This is a genomic window from Streptosporangium sp. NPDC048047, from assembly GCF_040653115.1.
GTDB lineage: Bacteria > Actinomycetota > Actinomycetes > Streptosporangiales > Streptosporangiaceae > Streptosporangium.
This window is the reverse complement of sequence record NZ_JBEZNH010000022.1, coordinates 45214-59272: the sequence shown is the minus strand read 5'-3', so window position 1 is coordinate 59272 and position 14059 is coordinate 45214. Positions and strand designations below refer to the sequence as shown.

Genomic DNA, 14059 nt, shown 5'->3' with positions numbered 1-14059 from the left:
GCGGTTACCTAAAGTCATCCCTGGACAACGAAGAGTTTTCCCTCTTTATTGGTAGGATACCTGCCCCGGTTCAGGAGTCCGCGATGGCGCTCATCCAGCCCGATCCCACCTTCTATCCGTCCGCCCGCGAGGCCATGCTCGCGCCCCGGGAGGAACTCGCCTACGTCGCCCTGCTCGACGCGGACGGCGGCGGGCGGCCCGACGCGATCGCCACCGTCGACCTGTCCGACGGGTCGGTCGCCGCCACACTCGACATGCCGGTCCCCGGCGACGAACTCCACCACTTCGGCTGGAACGTGTGCAGCGCGGCCCTGTGCCCGTACGCGCCGCACCCGCACGTCGAGCGGCGCTACCTCGTCGTGCCGGGACTGCGTTCCAGCAGGATCCACATCCTCGACGTCAAGGACGACCCGAGACGCCCCCGGATCGTCAAGACGATCGAGCCGGAGACGCTCTTCGCCAAGACGGGTTACAGCCGCCCGCACACCGTCCACTGCGGCACCGACGCGATCTACGTCAGCGCCCTCGGCGACGTGAACGGCGACGCCCCCGGAGGGATCTTCACCCTCGACCACGACACCTTCGAGCCCAGGGGCCGCTGGGAGGTCGACCGCGGGCCGCAGGAGCTGCACTACGACTTCTGGTGGCACCTGGGCCACGACACGATGATCACCAGCGAGTGGGCGACGCCCAACCAGATCGAGCCGGGACCGTCGCTGGAGATGCTGGCCGGCCGCCGGTACGGCCACCGGCTGCACGTCTGGGACCTGGTCAAGCGCCGGCACCTGCAGGAGATCGACCTGGGCGACGAACACCAGATGGCCCTGGAGCTGCGCCCCTCCCACGACCCGACGAAGACCCACGGCTTCGTCAACACGGTGATCAACGTCGAAGACCTGTCGGCCGCCGTCTTCACCTGGTACCTGGAGGACGACGTCTGGAAGGCCCGCAAGACCATCACGATCCCGGCCGAACCGGCGCCCGCCGAGGCGCTCCCGGAGCCCCTCCGGCGGTTCGGCGCGGTCCCGCCGCTGGCCACCGACATCTCGCTGTCCCTCGACGACCGGTTCCTGCTGGTCTCCTGCTGGGGCACGGGCGAGCTGCGGGCCTACGACGTCTCCGACCCGTTCGCGCCGCGCCGGACCGGCTCGGTACGGCTCGGCGGCATCGCCCGGCGCGCCGCCCACCCCGCCGCCCCCGGCCGGGCACTGAACGGCGGCCCGCAGATGGTCGAGACCAGCAGGGACGGCCGGCGGGTGTACTTCACCAACTCCCTCTACCGCTCCTGGGACGACGTCTTCTACCCTGACGGCGTCTCCGGCTGGATGGTCAGGGTGGACGTCGGCGAGGACGGCTCGCTCTCCCTCGACGAGTCGTTCTTCGTCGACTTCGCCGCCGACGGCCGGCGCGCACACCAGGTCCGGCTGCAGGGCGGCGACTCCTCCTCCGACTCCTACTGCTTCCCGTGAGACGGAGCCGCGGTCGCCGAAGGAGACGGGGCGGATACGGCCGACGCCGCGGACGCCCAAGGGGCGGGGCAGGCCGATGGACCTGACGGCCCTGCTCATCCTGGCCGGGCTCGGCGCCTTCCACGGCCTGAACCCGGCGATGGGCTGGCTGTTCGCGGTCGCCCTCGGCCTGCAGGAGCGCTCGCGGGCGGCGGTGCTGCGGGCGCTGCCGCCCATCGTGCTCGGCCACGCGGGCTCGGTGCTGGCCACGCTGGCGCTGGTGTCGGCGGCCCGGCTGGCGGCCCCGCCCCGGCTCGTCACGTACGGCGTCGCGGCGCTGGTGGCCGGGTTCGGCGTCTGGCGGCTGCTGCGGCGCCACCGCCACCGGCGGACGGGCATGCGGGTCAATGCCTGGCAGCTCGCCGGGTGGTCGTTCCTGATGTCCACCGCCCACGGCGCGGGCCTGATGGTCGTCCCCGTCACCCTGCACGAGGGCGACGGGGCCGCCGCGCTGACCTCGCAGAGCCTGGCCGCCACGGCGACCCACGCGCTGGCCATGCTGGCCACGACCGCCGTCGTGGCGCTGGTCGTCTACGACCGGCTGGGCGTGGCGGTGCTGCGCAGGGCGTGGTTCAACCTCGACCTCGCCTGGGCCGTCGCCCTCATCGGCGCCGGCGCCTTCGTGGCTCTGTCCTGAGCGAACGCCCTCACCGCCGGGGCCCGCCGCGGACCGCCCCGGTGACGCGTCCCGGCCGGGCCGTGCCCGTTCCCGGCCGGTGACCCCCGGCCGGTCTGGGCGCGGAGAGCGCCGGCTCCGGCCGGGGAGGCGGGGCGGCGTCAGCTCCGGCCGTCGGACCGGCCGGGCGGGTGCTCGCGGTCGCCCGGGTGCTCCACCGTCCGGTCGTCCTTCTCCGCGGCGACGGGGACGCGGACGGTGATGCCGCCGGGCACGACCTTGGCCTTCAGCTCGGTGACGGTGCCCTTGGCGCCCCCGTCCAGCTCATACGGCATCGGCGCGGCGAGCTTGACCTTGATCTTGCGTGCCCGGGTCATCCGGACGAAGGGGGACTCGTCGGAGCGCCCGGCACTCATCCGGCCGAGCACCCGCGCCCACTGGATGGGGCCGCTGGCCGTGGTGATGCCGATCTCCAGCCACCCGTCGTCGGGCTGCGCGTCGTCGAACGCCTCGATGCCCCCGGTGATGGTGCCGACGTTGCCCAGCAGCAGGCAGCTCGCCTCCCCCTCGAACCAGGTGGTCTTGTCGAGCTTGACCTCCATGTGCACGAGCTCGCCGCGGACGTGCCGCAGGCCGGTCCAGAAGTAGGCCGCCCGGCCCAGCCGGTCCTTCAGCCCCCGGTCGGCGTCTTTGATCATCTCGGCGTCGAAACCGAGGCCGGCCATGACGGCGAAGTGCTCCCCGTTGACCTTGCCCAGGTCCAGCTTGCGGCTCTCCCCGTGGAAGGCGATCCGTACCGCCTCGGGGAGGTCCTCGGGGATGCCGAGGTTGCGCGCGAAGAGGTTGGCCGTACCCGCCGGGATGATCGCCATGGTGACGCCGGAGCCGGCGAGCACGTCCACGCAGCGCTGCACCATGCCGTCACCGCCCCACACGACCACCAGGTCCGCGCCCTCCTTGAGCACCTTGCGCACCTGCTTGGGCGCCTTCTTGCTCTTGGGCACCTCGTGCCAGAGCAGGTTCTCGACGCCCTCCTCCGCGAGAAGCCTGCGCAACTCGTCCAGCCCGCCGCCGATCGTCTTCCGCTGGTGGGCGATCACCGCGACCGTGCCGACCTTCCGCTCCTGCCGCAGCATGGGAACCTCCGTAACACCGCGTCGATCCCGACGATCGACCCAGCGGACGGCTTCCCTCCCCGGTAACCGGCAAACACCGCTGACCTCCCCGTCCCCGTACGGCGGCGGCCCCGGTGTCATAGGCGGAGCGCGCCGCGGCGATGCGGTTCTGGTGCTCCTCGGTCCAGAGAATGACCGATATGCTACACGTGCAAGAAATGTTACAGATGTCGTTTTTTGTGAGGATGGCGAGCGTGGCCGGCCCCAGAGTCAGTACCACCGCATCGAGTGACCGGCGCGTACGCCGCACCCGCTCCGCCCTGGCCCATGCGCTGATCGAGCTGGCCGAGGAGCGGGATCTGTCCCGAATCAGCGTCTCGGACGTGGCCGAGGGCGCCGGGGTGAGCCGTTCGGCCTTCTACCACCACTACCGGGACGTGCACGAACTGGCCGAGGACGCCTGCACCGCGATGATCGACAACCTGATCGACTCCGTACCGGGCCCCGCGCTCGACTCGGCGGAGCTGAGGCGGGAGGCGATCGAGTCGCTGACGGCGTTCTTCGACAGCCTGCTCGGGCACGCGGGGTTGTATCGCGCGCTGCTGGGCTCGCACGGCAGCGCTCGCGTCATCGGGCACCTGCGCCGCCGCGTCGCCGCGGTCATCCATGACCGCCTGGCGCACGCGGACGCCGGCAGGTGGCCCGAGCGCGTCCCGTACGACGTGATGGCCGCTTTCACCGCGGGCGCGCTCGTCGGCGTGGCCGTCGAGTGGCTCGAAGGCGCGTGCTCCCGGCCCTCGGCCGAGATGGCCGAGGTGACCTGGCCGCTGCTGAACGCGCACTACCGCGTCAACGAGAGCAGCCACTGAGTCCCACCCTGATCCTCGAAACAAAGGAGAGACCCTTCATGACCACTGCCGATGTCTCGGGCAAGTCCCTGGCCCAGCTCATCTCCCTGAAGGGAAGGCGTGCCGTCGTCACCGGCGGCGGTCGCGGCCTGGGCAAGGCCATCGCCGCCCGCCTGGCCGAGGCCGGCGCCGACCTGCTGATCGGCGACCTCGACGAAGAACCGGCCTCGGCCGCCGCGAAGGAGCTCGCCGAGCGCCACGGGGTGCGCGCGATCGGCGCCGCCATGGACGTCACCGACGCCGCGGCCGTGGCCGCCGCGGCCGACCGCGCGGTCGCCGAGCTCGGCGGTCTGGAGATCTGGGTGAACAACGCCGGCATCTTCCCGGCCGTCCCGCTTCTGGAGATGACCGAGGAGACGTGGGACCAGGTGTTCGCCGTGAACGCGCGCGGCGTGTTCGTCGGCGCACGGGAGGCGGCCCGGCGCATGCCGGCCGCCGGCCCGGACGACGGCAGGGGCGGCGTCATCGTGAACATCGTCTCGACCGCCGGCTTCCGGGGCAGCGCGCCGGGCCTGGCCGCCTACGTCGGCTCCAAGCACGCCGCTCGCGGCCTCACCCGCGAGCTGGCCCTCGAACTCGCGCCGATGGGCATCCGCGTGCTGGGGGTCGCGCCGAGCTTCATCCCCACGGAGGGCAACCTGGCGATGGCCGCGGCCGCGGGTGTGGACCTCGCCGGCCTTCCGCCGACCGACCTCATGCTGAACAGCCCGATCGGCCGGGTCGGCACCCCGGACGACATCGCGCGCGTCGCACTGTTCTGCGCCTCGGACCTGTCGGCCTTCATGACCGGCAGCACCCTGCTCGCCGACGGGGGCGACACCGCCTGAGCGGACGCCGGCCGAGCCGCACCGGTCTTCGCGGGACCTTCGCGGGACCTTCGCGGACCGGTGCGACTCGGCCGGCGGACGGCCGCTTCCCGGCCCCGGCCCCGGCGCCCGGTGAAGGGCCGCGGGGCGGGTCAGAGGGAGAGCGCGCAGCGGAAGCCGCTGTGCCCGGTGGAGGAGTCCGGCGTGTTGCCGGTCCGCGCGGCCACCCGGTAGCGGTTGCAGTAGGACTCGTGGCACATGTAGGAGCCGCCGCGGATCACACGTGCCTCGCCGGTCGGCGGGCCCTGCGGGTCAACCCGGGTGAGCGCGGACTCCGCGACGTGCCAGTCGGTGCTCCACCGGTCCAGGCACCACTCCCAGACGTTGCCCGAGGTGTTGTAGAGGCCGTACCCGTTCGGCGTGAAGGACTTGACCGGCGCGGTGCCGACGTACCCGTCGGCACCGGTGTTCGAGCGTGGGAACGTTCCCTGCCAGATGTTGCACCGGTGCCGCCCGCGCGGCGTCAGCTCGTCACCCCAGGGGTAACGGGCCTGGACGAGTCCGCCGCGCGCCGCCATCTCCCACTCGGCCTCGGTCGGCAGCCGCTTGCCCGCCCAGGCCGCGTAGGCGGCCGCGTCGTTCCAGGAGACGTGGACGACCGGGTGGTTCTGCCGCGACGTGACGTCCGATCCGGGGCCCTCCGGGCGACGCCAGTCGGCGCCCGCCACCGCCACCCACCAGGGGGCGCCCGGGACGGTGCCGTCGATGACGTGGCGCGGATCGGCGAAGTGCCGGAAGACGAACGACCAGCCGTACCGTTCGGCGTCGGTCCGGTGACCGGTGGCCTTGACGAAGGTCGCGAACTTGGCGTTGGTCACGCACACCGGGTCGATGAGGAACGGTGACAACGTCACCTCCCGCACCGGCCCCTCGCCGTCCGCCGCCCAGCCGTCGGGGTCCTCGCCACCCATGAGGAAGGCGCCTCCCGGGATGGCCGCCATGCCGCCGCCGGCGTTCGCGCGTCGCGCGGGGGCCGGGGCGGAGGCGGAGCGTTCCCGGGCGGGACCCCGGCCCGGCGCGCAGCAGGCGTCCGTCATCAGCCGCTTGCCGCGTTCCGGTACAGATCGGCGGTGAAGTAGGTGCCGGGGTCGGGCGACTCCGTGATCTTGCCCATTCCGACGAAGACGTCGGCCAGGTTCTTGTACCAGCCGCCCACCGTTCCGTCACCCGCGAGCTTGGTCAGCTCGGAGGTCGGAAGGACCTTGGTGACCGCGGACGCGCCCTTGAACTGCTCGGCGGGCGCCTTCAGGAAGGTCGCGGTGAGCTGTTCGGCCTCGGCGGTGTGCGCGGCGATCCAGTCGTCGGCCTCCTGGATCACCTTGATGACCTTGGTGGTCGTCGCGGGGTCGTCCTTGACGATCTCGTTGCGGGCGACGAACGAGCTGGGGAAGCTGACCCGGGGGTAGAAGTCCTCGCTCTTGGTCAGTTCGACCAGGTCGGGGACGTTCTTCTTGATGTTGTCGATCAGCGGGTACCAGATGGCCGCCGCGTCGACCTGCTTGGCGGAGAACGCCGTGACCACGGTGCTCGGGTCCATGTTGACCTTCTGCACGTCCTTGATGGTCAGCCCGGCCTGCTTGAGGGCCAGTTGCAGGATCATGTCGCCGGAGGTGCCCTCGGGAACCCCGATCTTCTTGCCCTTCAGGTCGGCGATCCCCTTGATGCCCGAACCGGCGTGAGTGATCACCCTGTCGGCTACGCCGAGCATGTTCGGGGCGATGATCTTCGCCTTGCCGCTGGCCGGCAGCCAGGCCGCACCGGAGCCGATGTAGCCGAAGTCGAGGTCGCTCGAGCCGAGCGCCTGGACCTGCAGCGGGCCGTTGGTGAACACCTTCAGGTCCGGCTTGAGGCCGTGCTTGGCCCACAGGTCCTGTTTGTCGGCGACGGCCAGGACGGCCGCGCCGGAGAAGTCGGCGATGTAGCCGAACCGCACCGTCTTGGAGCCGTCGTCGTCGGCGGAGGAGCAGCCGGTCAGGGGCAGCAGGAGGACCAGAGCGGCGGCGGCCACCCGGAGGGGGAACTTCATCAGGGGGATCCTTCGCGTGTGGTGGGCTGGTGGTAGACGGCGTGCCAGACCTGCCGGCGCAGTTCGGCGAACTCGGGTGACAGCCTGATCTCCTCCGAGCGGGGGTAGGGCAGGCCGACGTCGATGACCTGGTGGACGCGGCCCGGCCGGGCGGCCATGACGATCACCCGGTTGGCCAGGTAGACCGCCTCGTCCACGTCGTGGGTGATGAACATGACCGTCCGCCGTTCCCGGCTCCAGGTGTCCAGGAGCCGGTCCTGGAGCTGGACCCTGGTCAGCGCGTCGAGGGCGCCGAAGGGCTCGTCCATCAGCAGGACGGTGGGGTCGACGGCGTAGGCGCGGGCGATGGCGCAGCGCTGCTTCATCCCGCCGGACAGCGTCCTGGGCAGCGCGTCGGCGAAGTCGGTGAGGCCCACCAGGTCGATGAAGTGCCGGGCCTTCGCCCGCCGCTCGGCCTGGCCGACCCCGGCGATCTTCAAGCCGAACTCGACGTTCTTGCGGACGCTCATCCAGGGGAAGAGCGCGTACTGCTGGAAGATCACCCCGCGCTGCGGGCTGGGCCCGTGCACGGCGGCGCCGTCCACCAGGACCTCGCCCCCGGTCGGGGTCAGCAGGCCGGCGGCCGCGTTCATCAGCGTGCTCTTGCCGCATCCCGACGGGCCGACCACGGTGACGAACTCGCCCTCGGCGATCGACAGGTCGACGTTGTCGAGCGCGGCGAAGTCGCCGTCGCCGAGTTCGAAGCGATGCGAGAGCCCGCGAAACTCGATCTTGGGAGTCACCGTGCTCACCTCCGTTCCTGCCAGCCGGTCAGGCGTCGCTCGGCCAGCAGCAGGGCGCGGTCCATGAGCAGGCCGACGAGGCCGATGACGATCAGTTGGACGAAGATCGTGGAAAGGTCGTAGTACAGCTGCGCCTGCTGCATCCGGTAGCCGAGCCCCTCCTGGGCCGCGATGAGCTCGGCGGCGACGACCGTGGCCCACGAGGCGCCGAGGCCGATCCGCATGCCGACCAGGATGAAGGGGGTGGAGGCCGGGATGACCACGCCGGTGAAGACGGTGCGGTCCCTGGCGCCGAGCACCCGGGCCGCGTTGATCAGCGTGTTGTCGACCGAGACCACGCCCTGGAAGGTCGAGACGACCGAGGACAGGAACGAGGCCAGGAAGATGACGAAGATCTTCGGCGTCTCGCCGATGCCCAGCAGGACGATGGCCAGCGGGATGATCGCCAGCGGCGGGACCATGCGGAAGAACTGCAGCCACGGCTCGACCAGGCCGCGGATCGCCGGATACCACCCCATGAGGAAACCGACGGGTACGGCGAGCGCCACGCCGAGCACGAAGCCGGTCAGCACCCTGCGGAGGCTGGCGAGCAGGTCGAGGGGGAGCGTCCCGTCGCCGACCAGCGTGCCGAAGCGCTCGACGACCGACAGCGGGCCGGGGAAGCCCTGGATGCCGCTGCCGGCGAGCAGGGTCCAGACGAGCAGGCCGAGCACGCCCGAGCCGGCGGTGAGCAGCAGGGCCGACCGCTTCGCGGGCCTCTTCGCGGGCCTCTTCGCGGGTTCGTTCACGGGCTCGCTCATGGTGCGACCTCGTCCGCGACGCCGTCCACATCGGCCGCGCGGTCACCGCCGATGTCGGCCATGTAGCTCATCCAGGTGTAGGCGGGGTCGCCCCGGCACTGGAGCTCCCGGTACAGCCGCAGGGTGAGGTCACGGCGCACTTCCGCGTAGGCGGGGACGGTGTAGACGTTGTTGAGCTCGTGCGGGTCGCTTCGCAGGTCGTAGAGCTCGTGCACGCTCTCGGGGTTGAAGACGAACTTGTGCCGTCGGTCCCTGATCATGCGCTGGGAGTAGGGGAAGTGGTGGCCGTGGAACTCGGTGACGACCTGGTCGCGGCCGTCCGCCGCCTCACCTCTGATCAGCGGCAGCAGGCTCTCGCCGTCGCACGGCGACCGCGGGGGGAGCCCGGCCAGTTCGAGGATCGTCGGGTTGAGGTCGATGAGCGTGGCGAAGTCGTCGACGACGCGGGGAGCCGCGCCGGGCACGCGCACGATGCCGGGGATGCGGTAGATGTCCTCGTACATCGCCGGCCCCTTGTCGTTGAGGCGGTGGGAGCCGGTGAACTCGCCGTGATCGGCGGTGAACACCACCGTGGTCTCGTCCCACAGGCCCAGCTCGCGCAGGCGGGTCAGCAGCCGGCCGATCTGGTCGTCGATCATCGTGACGTAGCCCCAGTACACCGCGATCAGCTTGCGCCAGGCGTCGGCGTCGAAGTGGTCGGCCGACCAGTACTCGGCGTAGCGGCGCTGCACCTCGGGCTTGCCGTGGAAGGTCTCGGCCATCGAGGCGGGCAGCCGGACCAGCGACGGGTCGTACATGTCGTAGTAGTGGTCGGGGATCAGGTACGGCAGGTGCGGGCCGTACCAGTGGCAGGAGAGCATGAACGGCCTGCCGCCGTCGTGGAAGTCGCGGGCGTAGCGTTCCAGGAGCTCGACGGTCCCGTCGGTGAGGAAGGTCTCGACGGTGGCCTCGGCCGGCTGCCGGAGCCGCCCGGCGATCAGGTGGCCGCGGCCGGAGTCGTTGGGGGCCTTGCCGAATACCGCCTCGCGCACCGCGAAGGGCGGGTGGCCGTTCTCCTTCAGCCACCGCTCGTAGGACGGGTGGTGGAAGGGGTTCAGCGCGCCCGGCAGGTGCTCGCCGTCCATGGCGTAGAACTCCGGGCCGCGGTTCCGCCCGATGTGCCACTTGCCCACGTGGCCCAGGTTGTATCCGGCTTCCAGCAGCGGCCCCGGCAGGACCGGGTGCTCGTCGGCCACCTCGTCGCGGGCACCGCCGTTGCGCTCGGGGTTGACCAGCAGGCCGTGCCTGAACGGGTGCAGGCCGGTGAAAAGGGACGCCCGGGCGGGGGTGCAGATCGCGGTCGGGGTGTAGAAGCGGTCGAACCGAGCACCCTCCGCGGCCAGGCCGTCCAGCGCCGGGGTGCGCACCACCGGGTTGCCGTAGCAGCCCAGGGTGTCGGTCCGGTGCTGGTCGGTCATGAGGAACAGGACGTTGCGTGGGGTACTCAAGCTCACCCTCCGGTCAATTTTTTCCTGAGACTTGACGTTAATTGGCGGAGAGGTGAACCACAAGAGGCGGGAGAGAGATCTTTTTGTCAGCCGACCGTCGGACGCAGGTGCTCGGCGACGACCGGCTCCTCGTGCAGCATCAGCGCGATCGCGCCCAGGGCGGAGGCGCTCGATCCCAGGTCGCCCGGGACCACGTCGATCCTGCGCGGCGAGTTGGGCAGCGACAGGGACGCGACGGCGCCGCGGACCGGGTCCAGCACCAGGCTGCCGAGGGCGGACAGCTCGCCGCCCAGGACCACCCGCTCCGGGTCGAGCTGCACCACGGTGTCGGCCAGGACCCTCCCGAGGTCGCCCGCGGCGGTGGAGACCACCTGGCAGACCTCGGGCACGCGGTCCTGGGCCGCGGTGACCAGCTCGGCGAGGCCGGGTAACGCCACGCCGCGGGCGGCGCAGGCCTCCAGCAGCGCGGGGCCGCCGATGCGGCCCTCCAGGCAGCCGCGGCCGCCGCAGTGGCAGGGCGGCCCGTCCGGGTCCAGGGAGACGTGGCCGAGCTCCCCGGCCGCGCCGTGCGCGCCGCGCACCAGCCGGCCGCCGAGGATGTAGCCCCCGCCGACGCCGACCGACCACCGCACGTAGACCACGTTGTCGACGGATCTCGCCGCACCCCAGGTGCGTTCCGCCAGCGCCGCCAGCCTCGCGTTGTTGTCGACCGCCACCCGGACCCCGAACTCCCGCTCCAGGCGTGCGGCGATGGGAGAGTAGCGGGCCGGCACCAGGCCCAGCGGCACGGCCGGGTCGTCCACGACGCCGACGATCCCCAGCCCGATCGCCTCCAGCGCGCCCAGGCGCACGCCTCGCTCCAGGGCCACCCGCCGGACCAGGGAGACGGCGATCTCGGCCTGCGCGTCGAGGTCGCTCTCCCCCGGCAGGTCCGTCGCGTCGGTGGCGACGATCTGGTGGGAGACGTTGGCGACGGCGACGCGGACCTGCTGCCGGGCGAGCTCCAGCCCGATGAGCTGGCCGGCCTCGGGGTTGAGCCTGACCCGCGCCGCCGGCCGGCCCCGGCCCCGCGGGCCGGCCTCCGGGTCGCGGGTCTCGACGATCGCCCCCTGCTCGACCATGTCCGAGATGATCGCGAACAGGGTGGTCCGGGACAGGCCGGTGCGCGCCATCAGCTCCGCCCGGCTCAGCGCGCCGCCCGTCCGGAGGTTGTCGAGCACCGCCTCCTCGTGAACTCGTCGGAGGCGCTGCAACGCGTCGGCGGGCCTGCTCATGCCCGCATGATGACAGTCCGGTCAATTTTTGTCAAGTCTTCGGAATAAAGGTGACACGCCTCGGAAGGCTATATTCCGAACTATTGACTAAATAGGAGTCGAGGCGAAGACTCTGGCGTTACCGACCGGGCCCCCGGCGCCACCGGCCGGTCACCGTCCCCGAGGAGACTCATGCCCGACGCCCCCCGTCGCTCGATCCCCCCGATCACACGCCTCTCCCTCGCCGCCCTCCTGGCCGCCGCCCTCCCCCTCGCCGCGCCGGCGCCGTCCACTGCGACGGCCGTACCGGAACCCGTCAACCTGGCGTCGGCCGGCACCGCCGCCGCCTCCAGCGTGGAGCTGGACCGGCCGGACTTCGCGGCCGCCCACGTGATCGACGGAGACGCCGCCACCCGCTGGTCGTCCGCGTACGCCGACGACAACTGGGTGCAGGTCAAGCTCGCCGAGCCGTCGAAGGTCGACCACGTCACGCTCAGGTGGCCCAACGCCTGCGCCCGCGACTTCGTGCTGCAGACCTCGGCCGACGGTCTCACCTGGACCGACGTCGCCTCCCTCCAGCGCGACACCTGCCCGCGCGTCGACGTCATCGACATCGGCACCGACCAGCCGGTCTCCTACGTCCGCATGCAGGGCCGCAAGCGGTGGGCGGCCTACGGCTACTCGATCTCGGAGTTCGAGATCTGGAACCTACCTCAGACACCCAGGCCGACGCTCGGCCTGCTGCCCAAACCCGTCTCCCTGACCGAGGACGGCGGGCAGCCGTTCGTCCTGCACGCCAACACGCGCATCGTGGCCTCGGGCACCGGCGCGCAGGCCCCCGCCGAGTACCTGGGCCGGCTGCTGCGCACCGCGACCGGATACCGGACCCGCGTCGCCGCCCACGGCAACGGCCCCTCACCGATCCTCCTCTCCGTCGGGCCGGGCAAGGGACCCGCCGGGCACGAGGAGGAGGGCTACACCCTCAAGGTGACCTCCGGCGCCGTCACCATCGAGGCCGCCACCGCCAACGGCGCGCTCAACGCGGTGCAGACGCTGCGCCAGCTCCTGCCGCAGTGGACCCCGGCCGGCGGAACGCCGTCGGTACCCGCCGTGACGATCACCGACTACCCCCGGTTCGCCTACCGGGGCGTCATGCTCGACGTGGCGCGCAGCTTCTACCCCGTCGCCGACGTCAAGCGCTACATCGACACGGCCGCGCAGTACAAGATCAACCGGCTGCACCTGCACCTGACCGACGACCAGGGCTGGCGCATCGCCATGGACACCCCGGCCGACAACCCAGCGGGCATCGACTACGGGCTGCTCACCCAGGTCAGCGGCGCCACCGCGATGACCCGGGACGCCAACGGCAACCTGATGGGCACCGAACTCGGCCACACCGGTTTCTACACCAAGGCCGACTACACCGAGATCGTCCGGTACGCGGGCGAGAACGGCATGGTCGTCGTGCCCGAGATCGACCTGCCCGGCCACACCAACGCGGCGCTGCACGCCATCCCGCAGCTGAACACCGCGGGGGCGCGTCCCCGTCCGGCGCCCGGCCAGACCACCGTTCCGGCCAACGGCACCGGCGCGGTCGGCTACTCCTCGCTGGACTCCGCCTCGCCCGCCACCTACGAGTTCGCCGAACAGGTGCTGACGCAGCTCGCCCGGCTCACCCCGGGACCGTACCTGCACATCGGCGGCGACGAGGCCCACTCCACCGGCCACGACGACTACACCAAGATGGTCGACGCCTTCACCGCGGACGTCGCCGGCCTCGGCAAGACCGTGATGGGGTGGAACGAGTACTCCTCCACCGCGCTCCCCCGGGACAAGGCGATCGTCCAGTACTGGAACGGCGACAAGGCGCGGGTGGCCGGCGCCGTCGCCCAGCGCGGAGCCCGGGTGGTGCTCTCCCCCGCCCCCAACACCTACGTGCCCCAGAGGCAGGACCCGCGCCAGCCGCAGGGCGGCACCTGGGCCTGCGGCGGGGTGTGCGGGCTCGACCGGCACTACGGCTGGGACCCCGGCACGTTCCTGCCCGGCGTGGCCGAGTCCAGCGTGCACGGTGTGGAGTCGGCCCTGTGGGGTGAGTGGATCCGCGGCGTCCGCCAGGCCGAGTACTGGAACTACCCCCGGGTGATCGCCACCGCGGAGGTCGGCTGGACCCCCCAGGCGCAGCGCGACTACCAGGACTTCAAGGAGCGGCTGGCGGTCGCGGGCGGCCGGCTGACGGTCGCGGAGGTCAACTTCTTCCCCACGGCCGACGTCCCCTGGCGGATCGCGATCCTGGGCACCTCGGGCTCACCCGGCCGGGCGCGGTGGACCGTCACCGCGCCCGGGTACGCCGCGGGCGATCTGCCCGCCACGATCTCCTGGAGCGACGGCGTCCGGGAGACGGTCACCCTGACCACCGACCGGCCGGGCAGCATCCCCGAGATGTGGAACAACGGCGTCTTCACCGCGGTCTCCACCCGCGCCTTCCCCGATGCGGGACGCTACACCGGCACACTCCGGATCAAGAGACCCGGCTGGGCCGCGGTCGAGGGGACGCTCACCGTGACGGCGGGCTGACCGCGGCCGGGTGGGCCCGATCGCGGGAATCGGCGCCCACCCGGTCGCCCGGGGAAAGACGCCCGGGCCCGGGGATCAGGCGCGCCGGCCGGAGGGGGGCGTCGAACACGATGACCTGCCG

At 71.7% G+C, this 14059-nt stretch carries 12 protein-coding genes; 5 read left to right on the top strand and 7 right to left on the bottom strand.

Annotated elements, in window-relative coordinates:
• The first annotated feature begins 83 nt into the window (after positions 1-83).
• A complete protein-coding gene (locus AB0D67_RS20350) occupies positions 84-1469 on the top strand; it encodes a selenium-binding protein SBP56-related protein (RefSeq protein WP_362937592.1) in 1386 nt (461 codons plus the stop codon).
• Between the two features lie 76 nt (positions 1470-1545).
• Complete coding sequence (locus tag AB0D67_RS20345) at positions 1546-2145, top strand: hypothetical protein (RefSeq protein ID WP_362937589.1); 600 nt, start codon at positions 1546-1548, stop codon at positions 2143-2145.
• 140 nt (positions 2146-2285) lie between these two features.
• Here AB0D67_RS20345 and AB0D67_RS20340 read toward each other — a convergent pair whose 3' ends face one another.
• Entirely contained in the window at positions 2286-3260 is a 975-nt protein-coding gene (locus AB0D67_RS20340; RefSeq protein ID WP_362937586.1) for a diacylglycerol kinase family protein, read from the bottom strand.
• A 233-nt stretch (positions 3261-3493) separates the two neighbouring features.
• Between AB0D67_RS20340 and AB0D67_RS20335 the strand changes: the two genes are divergently transcribed.
• Positions 3494-4108 (top strand): TetR/AcrR family transcriptional regulator, encoded by a 615-nt coding sequence (locus tag AB0D67_RS20335; protein ID WP_362937583.1) that lies wholly within the window; start codon positions 3494-3496, stop codon positions 4106-4108.
• A 38-nt stretch (positions 4109-4146) separates the two neighbouring features.
• The gene (locus tag AB0D67_RS20330; RefSeq protein ID WP_362937580.1) at positions 4147-4974 is read left to right on the top strand and encodes an SDR family oxidoreductase; all 828 of its coding nucleotides are present in this window, start codon (positions 4147-4149) and stop codon (positions 4972-4974) included.
• Positions 4975-5105: 131 nt separating this feature from the next.
• On the opposite strand, the gene AB0D67_RS20325 is transcribed toward AB0D67_RS20330, so the two are convergent.
• From AB0D67_RS20325 to AB0D67_RS20300, 6 genes are all read right to left on the bottom strand, one after another.
• Entirely contained in the window at positions 5106-5954 is an 849-nt protein-coding gene (locus AB0D67_RS20325; RefSeq protein ID WP_362937577.1) for a formylglycine-generating enzyme family protein, read from the bottom strand.
• Positions 5955-6049: 95 nt separating this feature from the next.
• Complete coding sequence (locus AB0D67_RS20320; protein ID WP_362937574.1) at positions 6050-7039, bottom strand: aliphatic sulfonate ABC transporter substrate-binding protein; 990 nt, start codon at positions 7037-7039, stop codon at positions 6050-6052.
• Positions 7039-7830 (bottom strand): ABC transporter ATP-binding protein, encoded by a 792-nt coding sequence (locus tag AB0D67_RS20315; RefSeq protein ID WP_362937571.1) that lies wholly within the window; start codon positions 7828-7830, stop codon positions 7039-7041. Before AB0D67_RS20315 ends, AB0D67_RS20320 begins: the two co-directional genes overlap by 1 nt.
• Positions 7827-8621 carry an ABC transporter permease gene (locus AB0D67_RS20310; protein WP_362937568.1) on the bottom strand — a complete coding sequence of 265 codons (795 nt, stop codon included), beginning with the start codon at positions 8619-8621 and terminating at the stop codon, positions 7827-7829. The genes AB0D67_RS20315 and AB0D67_RS20310 overlap by 4 nt, the downstream gene beginning before the upstream one ends.
• Positions 8618-10108 carry a sulfatase-like hydrolase/transferase gene (locus tag AB0D67_RS20305; protein WP_362937565.1) on the bottom strand — a complete coding sequence of 497 codons (1491 nt, stop codon included), beginning with the start codon at positions 10106-10108 and terminating at the stop codon, positions 8618-8620. Before AB0D67_RS20305 ends, AB0D67_RS20310 begins: the two co-directional genes overlap by 4 nt.
• Positions 10109-10194: 86 nt before the next feature.
• Entirely contained in the window at positions 10195-11382 is a 1188-nt protein-coding gene (locus AB0D67_RS20300) for an ROK family transcriptional regulator (protein ID WP_362937562.1), read from the bottom strand.
• A gap of 171 nt (positions 11383-11553) precedes the next feature.
• Between AB0D67_RS20300 and AB0D67_RS20295 the strand changes: the two genes are divergently transcribed.
• Positions 11554-13938, top strand: a complete 2385-nt coding sequence (locus AB0D67_RS20295) for a family 20 glycosylhydrolase (RefSeq protein WP_362937559.1) — start codon at positions 11554-11556, stop codon at positions 13936-13938.
• Positions 13939-14059: the final 121 nt, after the last annotated feature.

Coding starts and splice junctions, on each gene's coding strand:
- AB0D67_RS20350 (WP_362937592.1), top strand. CDS start 84: ATGGCGCTCATCCAGCCCGATCCCACCTTCTATCCGTCCGCCCGCGAG.
- AB0D67_RS20345 (WP_362937589.1), top strand. CDS start 1,546: ATGGACCTGACGGCCCTGCTCATCCTGGCCGGGCTCGGCGCCTTCCAC.
- AB0D67_RS20340 (WP_362937586.1), bottom strand. CDS start 3,260: ATGCTGCGGCAGGAGCGGAAGGTCGGCACGGTCGCGGTGATCGCCCAC.
- AB0D67_RS20330 (WP_362937580.1), top strand. CDS start 4,147: ATGACCACTGCCGATGTCTCGGGCAAGTCCCTGGCCCAGCTCATCTCC.
- AB0D67_RS20325 (WP_362937577.1), bottom strand. CDS start 5,954: ATGGCGGCCATCCCGGGAGGCGCCTTCCTCATGGGTGGCGAGGACCCC.
- AB0D67_RS20320 (WP_362937574.1), bottom strand. CDS start 7,039: ATGAAGTTCCCCCTCCGGGTGGCCGCCGCCGCTCTGGTCCTCCTGCTG.
- AB0D67_RS20310 (WP_362937568.1), bottom strand. CDS start 8,621: ATGAGCGAGCCCGTGAACGAACCCGCGAAGAGGCCCGCGAAGAGGCCC.
- AB0D67_RS20300 (WP_362937562.1), bottom strand. CDS start 11,382: ATGAGCAGGCCCGCCGACGCGTTGCAGCGCCTCCGACGAGTTCACGAG.
- AB0D67_RS20295 (WP_362937559.1), top strand. CDS start 11,554: ATGCCCGACGCCCCCCGTCGCTCGATCCCCCCGATCACACGCCTCTCC.